16 protein-coding genes are annotated in these 15,908 nt (G+C 49.6%); 10 read left to right on the top strand and 6 right to left on the bottom strand.

The genetic code is table 11. The annotated features are described in order from the left end of the window. The first annotated feature begins 12 nt into the window (after positions 1-12). From METH5_RS0102675 to METH5_RS0102660, 4 genes are all read left to right on the top strand, one after another. Positions 13-1,173 (top strand): LLM class flavin-dependent oxidoreductase, encoded by a 1,161-nt coding sequence (locus METH5_RS0102675; protein WP_029147050.1) that lies wholly within the window; start codon positions 13-15, stop codon positions 1,171-1,173. A gap of 84 nt (positions 1,174-1,257) precedes the next feature. After that, positions 1,258-1,809: a hypothetical protein gene (locus METH5_RS0102670; RefSeq protein ID WP_029147049.1), complete on the top strand. Its 552-nt coding sequence runs from the start codon at positions 1,258-1,260 to the stop codon at positions 1,807-1,809. Between the two features lie 14 nt (positions 1,810-1,823). Further along, on the top strand, positions 1,824-2,471 hold the full coding sequence (locus tag METH5_RS0102665; protein WP_029147048.1) for a bifunctional 2-polyprenyl-6-hydroxyphenol methylase/3-demethylubiquinol 3-O-methyltransferase UbiG: 648 nt from the start codon (positions 1,824-1,826) through the stop codon (positions 2,469-2,471). A gap of 78 nt (positions 2,472-2,549) precedes the next feature. Next, positions 2,550-3,452, top strand: a complete 903-nt coding sequence (locus tag METH5_RS0102660) for a dienelactone hydrolase family protein (RefSeq protein ID WP_029147047.1) — start codon at positions 2,550-2,552, stop codon at positions 3,450-3,452. 74 nt (positions 3,453-3,526) lie between these two features. On the opposite strand, the gene METH5_RS0102655 is transcribed toward METH5_RS0102660, so the two are convergent. Then, entirely contained in the window at positions 3,527-4,033 is a 507-nt protein-coding gene (locus tag METH5_RS0102655) for a DUF1993 family protein (RefSeq protein ID WP_029147046.1), read from the bottom strand. A 45-nt stretch (positions 4,034-4,078) separates the two neighbouring features. Continuing rightward, positions 4,079-5,836, bottom strand: a complete 1,758-nt coding sequence (locus METH5_RS0102650) for an ABC transporter ATP-binding protein (protein ID WP_029147045.1) — start codon at positions 5,834-5,836, stop codon at positions 4,079-4,081. Between the two features lie 364 nt (positions 5,837-6,200). Here METH5_RS0102650 and METH5_RS15860 point away from each other — a divergent pair, with 364 nt between their 5' ends. Both METH5_RS15860 and METH5_RS0102630 read left to right on the top strand, forming a co-directional pair. Continuing rightward, positions 6,201-8,099 (top strand): diguanylate cyclase domain-containing protein, encoded by a 1,899-nt coding sequence (locus METH5_RS15860; RefSeq protein WP_036307529.1) that lies wholly within the window; start codon positions 6,201-6,203, stop codon positions 8,097-8,099. A gap of 355 nt (positions 8,100-8,454) precedes the next feature. Next, on the top strand, positions 8,455-8,919 hold the full coding sequence (locus METH5_RS0102630) for a DUF6232 family protein (protein WP_029147044.1): 465 nt from the start codon (positions 8,455-8,457) through the stop codon (positions 8,917-8,919). Positions 8,920-8,931: 12 nt separating this feature from the next. Here METH5_RS0102630 and METH5_RS0102625 read toward each other — a convergent pair whose 3' ends face one another. Further along, positions 8,932-9,321 (bottom strand): hypothetical protein, encoded by a 390-nt coding sequence (locus tag METH5_RS0102625; protein ID WP_029147043.1) that lies wholly within the window; start codon positions 9,319-9,321, stop codon positions 8,932-8,934. A 160-nt stretch (positions 9,322-9,481) separates the two neighbouring features. On the opposite strand from METH5_RS0102625, the gene METH5_RS0102620 reads away from it, so the two are divergent. Next, a complete protein-coding gene (locus tag METH5_RS0102620; protein ID WP_029147042.1) occupies positions 9,482-9,874 on the top strand; it encodes a DUF6232 family protein in 393 nt (130 codons plus the stop codon). A gap of 491 nt (positions 9,875-10,365) precedes the next feature. On the opposite strand, the gene METH5_RS0102615 is transcribed toward METH5_RS0102620, so the two are convergent. Next, positions 10,366-11,001 (bottom strand): pyridoxamine 5'-phosphate oxidase family protein, encoded by a 636-nt coding sequence (locus tag METH5_RS0102615; RefSeq protein ID WP_029147041.1) that lies wholly within the window; start codon positions 10,999-11,001, stop codon positions 10,366-10,368. A 146-nt stretch (positions 11,002-11,147) separates the two neighbouring features. Here METH5_RS0102615 and METH5_RS0102610 point away from each other — a divergent pair, with 146 nt between their 5' ends. Both METH5_RS0102610 and METH5_RS0102600 read left to right on the top strand, forming a co-directional pair. Further along, on the top strand, positions 11,148-12,032 hold the full coding sequence (locus tag METH5_RS0102610) for a LysR family transcriptional regulator (protein WP_036307523.1): 885 nt from the start codon (positions 11,148-11,150) through the stop codon (positions 12,030-12,032). A 114-nt stretch (positions 12,033-12,146) separates the two neighbouring features. Beyond that, the gene (locus METH5_RS0102600; protein ID WP_029147039.1) at positions 12,147-12,521 is read left to right on the top strand and encodes a DsrE family protein; all 375 of its coding nucleotides are present in this window, start codon (positions 12,147-12,149) and stop codon (positions 12,519-12,521) included. Positions 12,522-12,650: 129 nt separating this feature from the next. Here METH5_RS0102600 and METH5_RS0102595 read toward each other — a convergent pair whose 3' ends face one another. Together METH5_RS0102595 and METH5_RS15335 are read right to left on the bottom strand one after the other, a co-directional pair. Further along, positions 12,651-14,741, bottom strand: coding sequence for a PQQ-binding-like beta-propeller repeat protein (locus tag METH5_RS0102595; protein ID WP_029147038.1), 2,091 nt, complete (start codon positions 14,739-14,741; stop codon positions 12,651-12,653). A 199-nt stretch (positions 14,742-14,940) separates the two neighbouring features. Further along, the gene (locus METH5_RS15335; RefSeq protein WP_081726687.1) at positions 14,941-15,093 is read right to left on the bottom strand and encodes a PEP-CTERM sorting domain-containing protein; all 153 of its coding nucleotides are present in this window, start codon (positions 15,091-15,093) and stop codon (positions 14,941-14,943) included. 197 nt (positions 15,094-15,290) lie between these two features. Between METH5_RS15335 and METH5_RS0102585 the strand changes: the two genes are divergently transcribed. Then, a complete protein-coding gene (locus METH5_RS0102585) occupies positions 15,291-15,866 on the top strand; it encodes a hypothetical protein (RefSeq protein WP_232410912.1) in 576 nt (191 codons plus the stop codon). Positions 15,867-15,908 lie beyond the last annotated feature (42 nt).

Here is a 15,908-nt window from a genome sequence, read left to right as displayed (position 1 = left end):
AAGGAGAAAAGAATGAGCATAGATGTTTTTTGGAGGATTCCAACCCATGGTGAACCCGGTTCACATCGCGCACGTGATCCGTTTCGCGGCGACTGGTTTCCCGGCAACGATAACAAAACGCTGAGTGGGCTGGGCGGTGGTGGTGACGATGGTTTTACCTACATCGACTATCTGGCAGAGATCGCGCGTGCCGCTGAAATTTCTGGCTTTCAGGGGGGCTTGATTCCTTCTTTCCCTAACACCGATGAGCCATGGGTGATTGCTGCATTTTTGGCGCGTGAGACTAAGAACTTCCGCTTTATGATCCCTTTCCAACCAGGCTTTCTTAACCCGGTGGTGGCTGCACGCATGACTGCCAGCTTGCAACGAGCCACCGGCGGCCGTGCGCTGTATAACGTCATTACCGGTGGCGGTGGCCCGTCACAGTTGTGGTGGGGAGACCCGGTCAAGCACGACGACCGTTATGGCCGTACCACCGAGTTTTTAGACGTACTTAAAGGCATCTGGGCGGGTGGCCCGTTCTCTTACAATGGCCAGTTTTACCAGGTGGAGGATGCCGGCTTGCCTGACCCGCTGTCTAAAGAAGAATATCCGGAAATTTATTTCTCCGGCTCTTCTGATGCGGCGCTGGCGTCGGCCTCCAAACATGCCGATTACTATTTGTCATGGCTGGAACCTTTGGATTTAATCAAAGAGAAATTCGCCCGAGTGAAGGAACGTACTGATCACCTGGGTCGCAAGATCAAGTGCTCCATTCGTGTGGATATTGTCGCGCGCCCAACCGAGGAAGAAGCCTGGCGTGAAGTCAGCCGTGGCTTTGAGAATATCCCCAAAGAAGTGCTGGACCGCTACAAAGCACAAAATGCTGGCGATTCTGTCGGCGCCAACCGCCAACGTGGCCTGCGTCCACAGACCATTAACAGCTATAAGGACTTTATCCTCTCACCCAATATCTGGACGGGTTTCAGCCTGCTCCGTGGTGGCCAGACGTTGGGTATTGTTGGTAGTTATGAGAATGTGGCGGCCAGGCTGGATGAGCTGGTGCAGCTCGGCACGGATGCCTTTATTTTGGCCAGTACTCCGCACCTCGAAGAAGCTTACCGTGTAGGCGAAGAAGTGTTGCCGCTGGTGCGTGGCAAATCAGGTGCAAGTAACTTGCGCGCTGTCGCTTAACTCTGTTTGTTCGCAAAACCCTCATGTACTGGCTACATGCGGGCTTTAGCCTAGCAGTGCGGACAGAATTACCATCACAAAGTCATGAGCGCCAAACAAATTGTAGATGCCAATTACCGGTTTATCGCCGCTTATCAGGAAATTAACGTCAGAATTGCGCAGCGCCAGCAAGCGCTCGCACTATTCGTAACGCTGACTGTCAGCTTGTTGGCGGCGTTAGTGGCTTTGAAGCCAGGTGCAGGGGCTAGCCCGTTACCAATCGAATGGCTGGTACTTGGTTTTCCATTGGCCTCTATCTGCCTGGCTTTTCTGAGCTACAAAGCCGAGCGCGCCATTACTAACTTGCGCCAGTTTCTTTCAGAGCTTGAGCAGCTTGAAAATGCCAATGAAAGTTTGCCAAGTTATAACACCGACCCTAGGTGGGCGCTGGAGGCGAATAAAGCAAGACGCTTTCAGGCATTTGCCGCCGTCGCTTTGGTTGCGGGCAATCACGCCATGGGTTTGGGTGCTGTGATTAAAATCTATCCTGATCGCATCGCAGAGCATCCGGCGATTGTTTGGCTGACTGTGATCGCTGCCTTGATCGCTTTAGTCGCTTTGTTATGGATTCCACGTTGGAGTTATCGACCTAGTTGAATGTGAGGACGCAGATGAACATTGCCACGATAGAGTCGTATTACTCAGCGAGGGCAACAGAATATGATCGTGTTTATTTAAAACCGGAGCGTCAGTCAGATTTAAGAGAAATTGAGCGCTGGTTACCAACTGTGTTTAAGGGCTCGAGCATGATTGAAATTGCTTGCGGCACTGGCTATTGGACGCAATTTTTAGAGCCCGTTGTTTGCGAGTTGGTCGCGATTGATACTTCGCCTGAGACACTCGCGATTGCGAGTACACGTATCTCGGCTTCACATGTGCAATTTATGATTGGTGATGCGTATCGACCAGCCGTTAGTCCAGGCCATTTTTCTGCTGCTTTTGCCGGGTTTTGGCTTTCTCACGTGCCGCGTGAAAATCTTGGCCTATTCCTAAATACACTCCATCAGGCATTGCTGCCAGGCGCACGTGTTGTCTTTTTGGATAATCGATATGTTGAAGGTAGTAGCACGCCAATCAGCGAGCAAGATGCATGGGGAAATACTTATCAAATCCGCCGTTTGGAAGATGGCACCGCCCATCGCATTTTGAAAAACTTTTTCACAGAGCAGGAGCTACGTAGCGCCGTCAGCTTTTCAGCTATACAGTTTGAATTTCATACTTGGCAACATTTTTGGGCGTTCGAGTATGTGCTGTTCTAACGCTCGCATCTATAGTTCTGTTCTTGTCGCCAATTTTTGGTTATCTAAAAGTGTTTAAGTTTCCAGGAGATTTATCAAATGTCCAATCGTCCACAATACACCGCAAACGACTTTCACCCGGAAGCGCTACGCCTGTTTGATAAGCTGGTGCATGGGGATATAGACCGGCGTGAATTTCTATCCAGCGCGACCCGCTTTGCTGGTGCGTTTACGGCAGTGGGCTTGCTCGAAGCCTTGAGCCCTCAGTTTGCATATGCCGAGAAAGTTGCAGGTAATGATCCGCGCTTGCAAACACAAACCATCGAACTTCCTTCGGCCAAAGGCTATGGCAAAGCCAAGGGCTATCTGGTCAAGTCAGCTAAAGTCAGCGGGCCGTTGCCAGCGGTGTTGGTCATTCATGAGAACCGGGGCTTGAATCCACACATTGAAGACATCGCACGCCGTTTGGCGCTGGAAAATTTTATTGTGTTCGCGCCGGACGCCTTGTTTCCGTTGGGTGGTTATCCAGGTAATGAAGACGCGGCGCGTGAGTTGTTCAAGCAATTAGAGCAGCCCAAGGTGCATGAGGATTTTATGGCTGCTTTTGATTGGCTGAAACAACTACCAGAGAGTAATGGCAAGGTGGGCGTGATTGGTTTTTGCTATGGCGGCGGTATTGCCAATCTCCTGGCTACGCGCTTGCCAGGGTTGGCTGCGGCGGTGCCTTTTTACGGCAGCGCACCGCCGCTGGAAGCTGTGCCTGCGATCAAATCACCGTTGTTGATTCATTTTGCCGAGCAGGATGAACGCGTCAATGCCAGTTGGCCACCTTATGAGCAGGCACTTAAATCTGCGGGTAAAGCGTATCAGGCTTATCAATATGCGGGCACCCAGCATGGCTTTAATAATGATACAACGCCGCGTTATGATGCCGCCGCCGCGAGCCTGGCCTGGCAACGTAGCATAGATTTTTTTAACCAGTACTTGAGGCAGCCTGCATAAATAAAAGCGGCCCCCATACGGGGCTGGTGGAATAATGAAAAAGTGGGCATTTGCCCACTTTTTTGTTTGTGTGATTAGCTTCTGCCTAAAAAGTCCTGTTTGCCTACATCCACACCAATATGCCTCAAAACGGCATAGGCGGTGGTGAGGTGAAAGTAAAAATTGGGCAAAATGTTATTCAGCAGATGCGACAAGCCCTGCACCACGCGCACTTCAGTGCCGCGAGGGATAGAAATCTCTTTGAGTTCCTGACCATCAATCTGGCTTGCTTCCAGGCCTGTCAAAAAGTCGATAGAGGCGTTGATTAAGGCTTGATAGTCGGCGATGGTGGTGAGCGGTAGGTCAAACTTTGGCGGTGGCAAACCAGCCAGCCTGGCAGAGTAGCTGGTGGCATGGTCTGCCACACGTTGTAGTTGGCGGCCAAAGGTAAACATGTTTGGGTATAAACGTGTTTCTAGCAATACGCTTTGTTCTATCTTTTTGTCTGCGGCAAATGCTGCGGCTTTATCCAGAATGTGAGATAGATTGCCAAGGAATTTAATAAAAGTGGGAACGGATAATTGATACAGGGATGTGCTCATTTTAAATCACCATATAGTTGGGTTGGGTTGATATTCGGTTTAGGCTCAGGCAACGGCCAGGTGCCCTTTGGATTGCAGTGAAAATAGTCGCGCATATAAGCCGTGAAGGGCGAGTAACTCAGCATGGCGGCCACGTTCAATAATATGGCCATGTTGTAATACCAGAATAATGTCTGCGCTCATCACGGTGCTTAAACGATGCGCGATGATGATGGAGCTGCGGCCAGACACCAATTGCTGCAGGCCTTGTTGCACCAGGTGCTCGGATTCCGAATCCAGTGCGCTGGTAGCTTCATCGAGAATAATCAGTTGCGGGTCTTTTAAAATCGCGCGTGCGATGGCCACCCGCTGCTTTTCACCACCTGAGAGTTTGATGCCACGCTCGCCAACGCGGGTTTCATATTGGTCATCCAGGTGTTGGATAAACTCATCTGCATGCGCTGCTAATGCTGCGGCAATCACGTCCTGATTAGTGGCGCCGGGGCGGGCAAAGGCAATGTTTTCGCCTATGCTGTCGTTAAACAGGGCGACATCTTGCAACACCACGCCCATCACGGCGCGTATGCTGCGTTGCTGGTAATCACGCAGGTCTATGCCGTTAATCAGGATACGGCCTGCAGTCGGGTCATAAAAGCGCATCAGCAGTTTGACGATGGTGGTTTTGCCACTGCCGCTGGTGCCAACCAGTGCCAGCGTCTGGCCTGCATTGAGGTGAAATGATACTTGCTCCAGCGCGCTGATTTCTTTGCCCGGGTAGCGAAAAGTCACCTGGTCAAAAGTGATGGTTTGCAATTGCTCCAGCACGATAGCATCTGGTTTGTCGCGGTGTTCTGCTTCTACGTCCAGCAGTTCTACCAACCGCTCGGCACTACTCTCGATTTCGCTGGCCTGGTTCACTTGTCTGGCAATCGGGCCTATGGTACTGATCAGGCTTTGGCTTAAAGTAAGCACCAGCAGAATATCGCCAGTGGTATACGCGCCGTTGAGTGCGCCGTTCACCGTGAGCGCCACCGCTGCAAACACGCCAAACGTATTTACCACATTCAGGCCTTGCTCTGAGCGCCATTGTGTTTTGTGCAGGTTGTCACGCACCACGCGCCATTCGGCCTGGGTAGTGTCATAGCGTTGTTTCACCGCAGGCTCGCCGCCAAAGCTGCGCACCGTGGCAATGTTGCCCACCATTTCGGCCAGTAGCCCGGTCATGCGGCCAGCCAGGGCCTGCCAGCCGCGGCGATACTGGTGCGTCCAGCCCACCGTGCGGTAAGACACCCAAAAATTAATCGCCAGCACCACCAACATGATCACCCCGACCACGGGTGCCTTGATCAACAACACGGTGATGATAAACAGCATTTGCAAAATGCCTGACAGCGTACCTTCGGTCAGCGAAGACAGCCACATGGTGATGCTGGTGATGGTGCCGAAGCGATCCATGATTTCGCCGACACGGGTTTTTTCAAAGTAGTCGATAGATTTTTGCGTCATGTTATCGAACACGCGCTGGCGAAAAGTGCTCACCGTATCCAGCCACAAGTCATCGGCCTGCTTGTTCTGAATCGCACCAAAAATCACCACGCCCAAGCGCAAAGCGAAAAAGATAGCTAGCAATACAGTCACGCTCCAGGTGGCTTGCTGCCGGGTAATGGCGCCTGACAACAAATGCGAAATCACATCAACGATCATTTTGTATAAATACGGGGTGGCGGTATTAATCAATCCCAATGCGGTGCCGACTAACATCACCCCAATCACTTTCCCTTTGTATTCGGGAATAAACTGAATGGCACGCCATACGTTTTGCATAATTCACTCTCTATTCTTTCGCAAAAATCAGAGTTGTCCCTGATCCAACTTAAAAGCTAATCAAACTTCGTGCCATGATTTTTTATAATGAAAACAACAGGCTGCGGCGCTGCAATCAATCGCTGTGTTGCTAATCAAACAGGAGATGTCTGCCGGCTGTTTGGTTGGCAGCACCGGGCTTGTGTTGAACTATGCGTTGTTAGTTGCTGGTTCAGCCATGCAAGTCAATCGATGATGGGCCGATGGCGCTCAAATGGGCGCTATATACTTGACGTAACCATTTGTATTCGAAAGAATTAACTTTATTATTTTTTGTGACGTTAATTTAGTCATTGTATCGCCGATTATTTTTTTGGAGGGCAGCATGATTAGTCGTGAACAATTAAGAATACAAAAACTTCACTCGCTAGGTCTGCTAGACTCTGAGCCGGAAGATTTTTTTGACACGATCACGCGCGTGGCTTCTATCATTCTTGATAGCCCTATCTCTCTGATTTCACTGGTGGATGAGCACAGGCAGTGGTTTAAGTCTAAACATGGGATTGATGCCACAGAGACCGCGCGTGATATTTCTTTTTGTACGCATGCGGTTGAGAGTGATGAGCAGCTGATTGTTGAGAATGCGCTGGACGACGCGCGTTTTTCTCAGAATCCACTGGTGGTCAATTCGCCCAATATTCGATTTTATGCCGGTATCCCCATCAGGAGCCTGGATGGATATGCATTAGGCACGCTTTGTGTGATTGATAATGAGCCTAAAAAACCGACGCAAAAGGAGCTGGCTGCGCTGAATGACCTGGCACATCTGGCGACGCGAGAATTGCAGTTTCGGGAGCGCATGCTGGAAGCCAAACGCTCTATTCAATCTTCAGAAAGCAAGTTTAAAACCCTGTTTGAAAATGCGGCGATTGGCATTTCCATGGTTAAACCCAACGGTAGCTGGCTGGAGGTGAATGAAGAGTTGTGCCGCATTGTCGGTTATTCAAAACAGGCGTTGTCAGCGTTGACGTTCCAGGATATTACTTTTCCGGTAGATTTAAACACAGACTTGAATTTGCTCGACCAACTGGTTGCCGGTAAGTTAGATCGCTATCAGCTGGAAAAAAGATATGTGAAGCAGAGTGGTGAGCCAGTGTGGGTTGAGTTAACAGTCACCAAGCAATTAACCGCCAATGGCGACCTTGATTATTTTGTGGCGATTGTCAAAGATATACAAAGTGCAAAAGAAACAGAAGCTGCCCTGGCACTGCTGCGCAAAACACTGGAAGAAAAAGTCAGCCAGCGTACCGAAGAGCTTAAGCAGGCAAATAAATCCATGCTGGTGGCGTATCAGGAGAAAATTGCTTCGGAGCAATTGTTGCAAAATGCCGAGCTGGAGTTGCGCACCATTTTAGATAATGCCAATGACGCTTATGTGTGCATGGACGCTGATGGCATTGTGAAGGCCTGGAACAAACAGGCCGAGCACATTTTTGGCTGGGCCGATGAAGAGGCGATTGGCCGCAAACTGGATAAGCTGATTATCCCCAATGAGTTGCAGCAGGCACATCAGGCTGGCATGCGGCGGTTTGCGCTGGAAAAGCAATCAGACATGATGGGTAAGCGCATTGAGCTCGAAGCTATACGTAAAGATGGTGTGCGTATTCCGATTGAGTTACAGGTGAATGTGCTCGAGATCAATGAGCAGATGCTGTTTACTTCGTTTTTGCGCGATATTACGGATAGAAAACAGCTTGAAAGCCTGTTGAAAAACGAAGCGCGTAACGACCCCTTAACCGGCCTGCCCAACCGCCGCAAGCTGGAGGAGATTTTGCCAGTGGCGGTGCAGCGCGCCCGGGCGAATCAAACCATGCTGTCTATTTTGTTTGTTGACCTCGATGGTTTTAAGTTAATCAATGATACTTATGGCCACAATGTTGGCGATATGTTGCTGCGTGAAGTTGCGAACAGAATCGACAAGTCGACGCGGCAGTCAGACACGGTGGCCCGTTATGCGGGGGATGAATTCATCATTGTGCTGGAAGGGGTTAGCCAGGTGGCTGATACCAGCAGAATTGCTGAAAAAATCTTGCATGCGATCTCTGAGCCGTTCCACTTTAACCAGATTACCTTAAATATGACCGTCAGCATTGGCATTGCCTGCTATGACAGCGATAGTTCAAAAGAGACACAGCCCGCCGAGTTGATCCGGCAAGCGGATAAAGCCATGTATACCGCAAAACGCAACGGGAAAAATGGTGTGTTTATGGTTGAGACAGGCTAAGCTGCCATTTGCCCTTAAGCTGGGCCAGTACTCGTTTTTGGCGGTTCAGTATGTTTACATGTGCAAATAAACCACATTGTGCGTTGCATGCGCGTATATTGGTTTAAAACCCTCTCAAAACCCCGCCTTAATGTTCTCCTCGGTGTCGTTTTACGAGGCCGCTTACATCTTAAGCAATTGTCTTTTGTTGTCGCTTTAAGCTTCTCTCTCGTGCTTCCCTAGTATTCTTTACTTCAGCGGCATGCGTTTGTAGTCGTCTAGATTTACAACGTAACACGCAGTACGCGTGGGCGTCTTTGTGGCTGCTTTATTCATCCCTGACTCGTCCCGTCTTAAAGACATAAAGGAGCACGTCATGGATAGAAAAGTCTTTTTTAGTGATGGCGGTATTATCATCAGCGATAGCCGTTTTATTGCAAGCGGTTATATATACAACATACGGGACATTATTTCCGCCAGACAAGCGGTGATTAAGCCGCCAAGAGCGCTAGCCTTGTTCAGCATCTCCATCGGATTGCTTTTTTTGCTCAACGAAGGCAGGTTATTTGTGGTGGGCGGTTGCGCGATTGCGCTTGGGGTGATGACCTGGATATTTACCAGAACGACTTATGCCGTGATGTTAAAAACCGCCACCGGTGAGCATGCCGTGTTGCGCGACAGAAACAGTGGCTATGTGGCGCAGGTGATTCAGGCGCTGGATGCCGCACTGGTTAATCGAGGTGACGCATCGCTTGAGTCAGTAATGCGTGAGTCGGCTAAAGCACCGGGTAGCGTGCTTAATACAGAGTTTGCACACATGGCACCCACGTTGATTGAGTAATGCCATCACGCGTTACTCATCTTCGCTAAAGGCACCGTGAAAGTCTATCAGCTCAATGACGCCTTTTGCCCGCATGTGGCCGATAAAGCCACTGCCTTCTTTGGTGAGCTGGCTAGTCTGCGATTGCCTGCCTTCGCGAATGTCGCCATTGGCCCTTAACGGGCGGCGAAATATCTGTTGATGAAACCTGAGTGAGGCTTCGCCCAGGCCTTTGTGCTTGCATTTTTCCAAGTCCAGCACGGTGACCAGGTAACTCTCGGCGCCTTGAAAGCCCTTGCTAAACTGTAAGTCAATCACGCCTAGCTGCTCGCTGCCTTGTAACACCATAATTTCTTCACCCGTCTCATTGAGTCTGAGGCTGTACGTCTGGCCATCTTTGGCTAGAAATTCTTGTTGATGCATATGGGTATCCCCTGAAGAGCGCCGGTACGAACGCAGATGTTATTTAAAATGAGTATAGCGGTTGTGGTAACCGGTCATGCCTCAATTAATTGTTATTTATGGTTAATTATTGAAATGGTTGTGTTAATATTTTATTCATTGATCACAATGGAGATGCGCTATGGAAGAAGCAATCTATTTCAGCCATCAAGGCGTCAGCGTTAGCAATAGTCGCTTTATTGTTAATGGTAAAGCTATCGCCATCAAAAGTGTCACCACCATAGAGCGCAGAATACTCAAGCCGCAACTTGGCTTTGCTCGCATCTGCATATTGGGTGGCTTGCCACTGTTGTTCGGTAGCGGCAGTTTACCGTTAGTAGGTATTTTTTCGATTATTTATGGCGGCGTGCTGTGGTTTTTAGCCACGCCCAGATACTCCATCGTCATCCACACCCCTGCAGGCGAGCATCAGGCCTTAATCAGTGAAAACAGTTTGGACGCAGAAAATGTGCTCACCGCCTTGAATGTTGCAATCGCTTTACGGGGGGATGTGGGCTATGGCGCTGATGCGTAGTTTTGTGTTAATAGCGTTTCAATCATCTGTTTTTACTAAGCTCACAGCGTTACATATGACATTTTAAAGTGATGAACATATTATTTCTTTTGCCGCCGCTTATTGTGTCTTTAAATAGTCAGGCTCAGGAGCGTATAGAGCCCCCTCAGTGGCTTATCAATAAGATGGATGTCTATCAAAAATCACAGCCTTATATCAAGGCACAGTTAACCCAATATCAAGGGAAAGTTGCATGGTATATCCCGCCTAGGTGCTGCGATATTTCAAGTGAGTTATACGATGAGTCAGGAGGGTTAATATGCCATCCTGACGGTGGATTGGCAGGAGCAGATGGCAAGTGCCCATCGTTTGGGCGAGGCAAACAATAGCCTTAATGTGGGGCTGGCTAGGTTGAATAGACGCAACCTGGCATGACTTAAACTGATTGAATGGCTGCTGCTTCAGCAGCCATTCAACGATACAGTCCAGATTGACATCAGACGCCACACTTTTTAGCCCGCAAGTTTCTGCTCCAACGCTTTTAAGCGTGCTTCCAAGGCGGCAATTTTCTTATCCCGCTCCTGGATCACTGGTATGACCTCTTCTGCGTTCAAAAGCTTGGGGATATGCTTATGGCAATTGGCATCCCAGGCTGTGATCGTAAACACAACCACACGCTCAACCTTTGCCGCGTCATCTGGTGATGAGACGCGTGCGATTAAAGCATTGTCGCCAGTGACGATTTTTGCCTCGCCCCAGATTTTTACGCGCTGTGCATTGGCATAATCCATCAAAAATAGCTGCGCTTTAGGATTCTCATCCAAATTGCCCGCCGTGATGTATTGCTTGTTGCCGGCATAATCGGCAAAGGCCAGCGTTTGCTCGTCGAGCACACGCAAAAAACCACGTGGGCCGCCACGATGCTGCATATAAGGCTGCCCCTGTGCATTGGCGGTGGCGATGTACATACTGGTTTGTGCTGCGATAAACTCGGCCAGTATCGGCGTCACACGAGACTCCCAGCCGCGTGTTTGTTCAAACTTCGCATAGCCAGCTCTTGACCCATTTTGCGCTTGTCTGGCTTTGACCGCTGGAGTGAACACGATATCGCTGGGTGATGCTAATGTTGAGGCTAAATGCGCAGTCATGATTTTCTCCCTGGTTTGTTTACTCATGGCCAAATGTTAGTCAATAATAGGCGTGAGAAAAACGTGGCTAGCCGCAATACATTATTTCGCCCAGAGAAATATGGCAGAAATACTATAGGAGAAATATTATTGACCAGTTTCACTTAATGCGTGTGTTTGCCAGCGTTGCCGAAGAGGGCGGATTTGCTGCAGCCTCGCGCAAGCTTGATCTTTCACCCGCCGCGGTAACGCGCGCAATTGTGGCGCTGGAAGAGCAGCTTGGCGCCAGGCTATTACAAAGAACCACGCGCCATGTGCGCTTTACCGATGCTGGTCGCCAGTATTACGACAATGTGCGGGCCATTTTGGTCAGCATTGCAGAGGCGAATGACGCTGTTGCCGAGGTGAATGCTACGCCACGCGGTACGCTTTCAATCACTGCGCCAGTGATGTTCGGGCGCATGTTTGTCATGCCTTGCATTATCGACTACATGCAACGTTACCCGCAGGTGAACATGGTCGCCCATTTGGTTGACCGCGTCACCAACCTGGTCGATGAAGGTATGGATGTGGCGATCCGCATTGGTCACTTGCCTGACTCAGGGCTGCGCGCCATCAAAGTCGGGCAAGTCAGGCGCGTGCTATGCGCATCGCCAGCCTATCTCGAAAAATTTGGTGCGCCGCAATCGCCTGCTAACCTCACACAGCACTCAATCATTTCATCCAGTGCCGTTTCACCGCACATCGAGTGGCGCTTTCAGTCCAATCACGAGCCTTTATTGCTCAAGGTCAATCCGCGCCTCACTGTCACCAGCAATGATGCTGCCTTAGCCGCTGCAATTGGTGGTTTAGGCATTGCGCGACTGCTTTCATATCAAGTGTCTGGCGAAGTGAAAAGTGGCGCATTGCGCTTGGTGCTTGAAGATTATGAAGAGGCGCCATGGCCGGTGCATATCGTGCATAGAGAGGACAAATTAGGCTCTTCCAAAGTCCGCAGCTTTATAGATGAGATGGTTGAACACTTACGCGGTCACCCGACATTAATGCTCTAACGATATTGCGCGTAGCGAAATAATCCATTTCTCTTTAAGTAGTTTTTCCTGCTGCCTTCAGCGCCTAACATGCGGCTATCAATCAACGACATGCCATCATCAAAGGAGAGCAACATGAAAGCAGCCATCATTATTTTTTCAGACCCAACACACGGCGGCGAAGAGGCGCTTGGCCGCGCATTTAATGGCTTAGCCGCCGCCTACGATTTCAAGCAGAAAAACATAGCCGTTGCGATTTACTTTCAAGGTACAGGCACGCGCTGGGTCAGCCATCTGACTAAAGTCGGCCATCCTTTATATCAACTTTACTCTGCAGTCTCAGATGTTGTGGTCGGCGTTTCATGCGGATGTGCAGATGTATTCGGTGCGCGAGAGGATGCGGAGCTAAATGGCTTTCACCTGGTTACGGATAACAGTGTGCCAGGCACCTCGGGCCTGCCAAGTATTGCCCAGTTGTCTACTGACGGGTATACCGTATTCAGTTTTTGATCTGGTACTTCATTGTGGCTAGCAGCTACGTTAGTGTTGCTAGCCACAACGTTGAAGAAGCTGTTAGAAAAGTTAATCAGCTGCTGTAAGCCCCGTGTAAAGGCGCTTTCAATGGGTGTGAGGTGTTATTTAGTTGCCCACAATAAACACGGTGCCGCCGTAAATACCTTGAAATTTGCTAATGGGTTTTCCTGTCCACAGCATGGCTTCGTTATTGAGGGCCGCGTAGCCAGCACCATTCTGCTGGTAAGCATACTCCCCGCGTTTAATAACCGTCTTGGCTGCTCCCGCGCCAGTGACCTCTGGCAGGTGATAGCCGCTGGCAATGACCGCCACCAAGTTAGCCCCCGGTTCTTTTGTCAAGTTCCAGCGCACTGGTTCATAAGCACTTAGCATCAATACAATCGGCTGATCCGATTTTTTGATCATGACATTGACCCCGCTTGAAGAACGATCTTTTGCTTCATAGACGCCGACAGCTTCTACTCTCGCGTTACTCGGAATAGCCCCTAACATGCGGGATGTGGTAGTGGTGATTGCTTGCCTGCGCAGCTCATTTGACGCCGCGCTATAGCTTTGTATTGGGGAGCTTTGTATGAGAGGGCTAGGCATGGGCGGCGGCGGCATGGCAGGCGCCTCTGCTGCCGGTGCTTCTGCCGCAGGTGACATGCGCACGGTATTGGGATAATAGCCTCGTTCAAGCTGTCTTCTGATTAACATGTCTTGAGGCATGGTGGAGGTGCCATACGGGTACATTGGCCGGGGTGCGCGGTTAATGTCTTGCCCCGCCTTCAGCGCCTCTAGCCTGGCTTTGGATAACCGTTCCTCTTGTTCCAGTGCCTGTAATTGTCTTTCCAGTTTGCGCCCGGTAATCATGTCGTCCAGTGACTCAGGCTTGCCAGTTTGCAGCTCGTCACCCACCCATACCTTCTGGTGAGACCTGCGCATAAACCCCGTCCGCCCGTTTAACTCATAGATAATCCCCTGATTACCCTCTGCCGTTTCAACGGGTGACAAGGTGGCGTCTTTGACATTAAAAATAAACGGTTGGGTGGTACCAGTATTGGGCTGGCCAAAACCATCCACTAAAATAGACTCCTCACTCCATTTGGCATAGTTGTTTCCAATGACTTCATGAGACTCCCATAGTCTTTCTTCCCGGGTTTCCAGGTTAAACAACATGAAATCGCGGCCTGTCACAAAGACAATCGCCTGGCCATTCAGCATCGCCGTCGGCGTGAGTGAGCTGACACTGGCGAATGGCGACTTGATTCTAAACTCTCTGACAACAGAGGCATTGACCCCTTCAGCGGTGCGTGTGTTTTCAATGAGTGAAAACTCCTTATAAGAGCCAATCAGCAGGCGAGAGGGCGATGCACTTAAGTGTAATGCCCAGGACTGGTTTTTTAGTGGCACCTCATAGGGTTTGCTGGTCCCTGTTTTAAAGTCGATCAGCACGACGCCCCCATTGCCAGGGCCACTTTTATTGTCTTGCACCAGGACCGCTTGCATTTCTGGTAGCCAGGCATACAGTTGCCCGACGTCTCTCGCTAACCATAGATCCTGTCCGGTTTCGTTGTCGATAAACCGCAGGTCTCTATTGTTAACGGTAATAGCAAGTACTCTGCCGTTGGGCGAAACCGCGTAATTGGTATGAGAGGCTTCGGGGATGGTCGGCAAACTCGCAATCTTTTTGCCACTGGGAATCTCTACCGCAGTAAACTCACTACGAGTGCCTCTCAGCACGACCACGCCTGCCTGTGAGGCCGATTTTCCTGTATAGGTTTCAGCATTCTCCGCGCCATGGATCACTGTTGGTGGACCGAGTTTGACCAAGGGGCGTAATGGCGGCTGTGCCAGCCGAAGACCGACGATTTTAATGCCGATTAGCGCCAATAGCTGGTCATCTTGTTCTTTCAGGCAATCACGGTCGATGGCTTGTGTTTTGATATTGTTGACAGAGTCAAAGCGGCTGATAGGCGTTGCTTGAGTGCAGGTCAGTGCCCTGAGCGTCAGCTTTGATTCATAAGCACTCTTGAATGATACCAGCGATGGATCGTCAGACGGAATCAACGATGTCATGGTTTCAAGCTGAATCCTGACTTCAGGCCTGGGTGGAAAAGCAATATTCACTTTTTCGACAACACTGAGATGCATGTCGAGTTGCCATCCGATGGCAATGCCGATGACTAACAGCGCTAACCCGATGACTTTGTTCATGTTATTTTTCTTCTTTTAAACGTTAAGACATGATAATAACCAATCTGCTGGTAATTAATCGCTTAAATTGACGTGATTTATGTCGCTGCAAATTTAAATTGGCATGGGCGGATACTCAGTGTTAAGTGTCCAGCCTGAACATGCAAAAGCCCCACATTAAGTGGGGCTTTTGGGGGTACTTGGTGCGCTTGGCACACGTTTATTTTCTGCGAATCACAATCCAGCCGATCAGCCCTAAACCCACTAACACTAAACTAACGCTTTCAGGTTCTGGCACAGAGACGATGGTTGATGCAGCATTGGCGCCAAACGAGGCCAGCAAGCCAGCAAGTGGCATCATTCTTTTTAGCATATATATTATCCCTTCTGTTTTTATGCATGCTTAATCCCGCAAAGGGGGGCGCATCATAGCATTAACGTCTGCTTTTCACTAAACTTTAATGCTGCGGTGGCGATACTGCTATTATCTCTGCGGGCGAAACGCCATAAAAACCAAAGAGAATTCAAACGATGAAATTACTACATGCAATCGCAACGCTATCGGCGTTGTTGTTTATCTCCATCAGCGCGCAGAGTGGCGAAGAGTTTAAAATTGAAGAAAGATTCAAGGCAACCGCCAATATCCCTGCGCCCATCATCGCTTACCTGACGAACGAGCTTGGCGGGAATCAGCTCGCTGCTTGCCAAGGCTCGCAACCTCATGACATTTTTGAGGCGCACATCGTAAGCCTGAATGCCGCGACAAAAGCCTATTTAGTCAAACCTGCGCGTATGTGTTTATGTGGCACGGATGATTGCCCTATGTGGCTATTTAAAGTGAAAAGCAAGACGGCAAAGCCGATCTGGCATACGGATGGGGCCAACATGCTGGAGATCATGGACAAAAAGTTGAATGGTTTACCAAAGCTTAAAGAGTCTGGTGGTGCAGTGGCGCATGGTCATGAATCTATTTATGCCTGGGATCGCAGCAGCTATACAGAAATCTACTCAAATGTGTGGGTTTTGGATGCCGAGAAGAACTGCCGCGTGGGCAAAGAAACAACGCAGTTAATGGATGGGAAAATGGTGCAGCACAACAAAAAGTGTGTGCAAGATGAAGAAAATCCCGCACTAAAAACACCGTAGTAAAATGAGTAGTTTTTATTGTAACAATAAAATAATTTTAAT

It is taken from the genome of Methylophilus sp. 5 (assembly GCF_000515275.1).
Lineage (GTDB): Bacteria > Pseudomonadota > Gammaproteobacteria > Burkholderiales > Methylophilaceae > Methylophilus.
Note: the sequence above shows the minus strand (reverse complement) of the source record. Positions and strands in the feature narration are given on the sequence as shown.

Coding starts and splice junctions, on each gene's coding strand:
- METH5_RS0102655 (WP_029147046.1), bottom strand. CDS start 4,033: ATGAGCACATCCCTGTATCAATTATCCGTTCCCACTTTTATTAAATTC.
- METH5_RS0102665 (WP_029147048.1), top strand. CDS start 1,824: ATGAACATTGCCACGATAGAGTCGTATTACTCAGCGAGGGCAACAGAA.
- METH5_RS0102660 (WP_029147047.1), top strand. CDS start 2,550: ATGTCCAATCGTCCACAATACACCGCAAACGACTTTCACCCGGAAGCG.
- METH5_RS0102630 (WP_029147044.1), top strand. CDS start 8,455: ATGGATAGAAAAGTCTTTTTTAGTGATGGCGGTATTATCATCAGCGAT.
- METH5_RS15860 (WP_036307529.1), top strand. CDS start 6,201: ATGATTAGTCGTGAACAATTAAGAATACAAAAACTTCACTCGCTAGGT.
- METH5_RS0102670 (WP_029147049.1), top strand. CDS start 1,258: ATGAGCGCCAAACAAATTGTAGATGCCAATTACCGGTTTATCGCCGCT.
- METH5_RS0102615 (WP_029147041.1), bottom strand. CDS start 11,001: ATGACTGCGCATTTAGCCTCAACATTAGCATCACCCAGCGATATCGTG.
- METH5_RS0102675 (WP_029147050.1), top strand. CDS start 13: ATGAGCATAGATGTTTTTTGGAGGATTCCAACCCATGGTGAACCCGGT.
- METH5_RS0102600 (WP_029147039.1), top strand. CDS start 12,147: ATGAAAGCAGCCATCATTATTTTTTCAGACCCAACACACGGCGGCGAA.
- METH5_RS15335 (WP_081726687.1), bottom strand. CDS start 15,093: ATGCTAAAAAGAATGATGCCACTTGCTGGCTTGCTGGCCTCGTTTGGC.
- METH5_RS0102625 (WP_029147043.1), bottom strand. CDS start 9,321: ATGCATCAACAAGAATTTCTAGCCAAAGATGGCCAGACGTACAGCCTC.
- METH5_RS0102595 (WP_029147038.1), bottom strand. CDS start 14,741: ATGAACAAAGTCATCGGGTTAGCGCTGTTAGTCATCGGCATTGCCATC.
- METH5_RS0102620 (WP_029147042.1), top strand. CDS start 9,482: ATGGAAGAAGCAATCTATTTCAGCCATCAAGGCGTCAGCGTTAGCAAT.
- METH5_RS0102650 (WP_029147045.1), bottom strand. CDS start 5,836: ATGCAAAACGTATGGCGTGCCATTCAGTTTATTCCCGAATACAAAGGG.
- METH5_RS0102610 (WP_036307523.1), top strand. CDS start 11,148: ATGCGTGTGTTTGCCAGCGTTGCCGAAGAGGGCGGATTTGCTGCAGCC.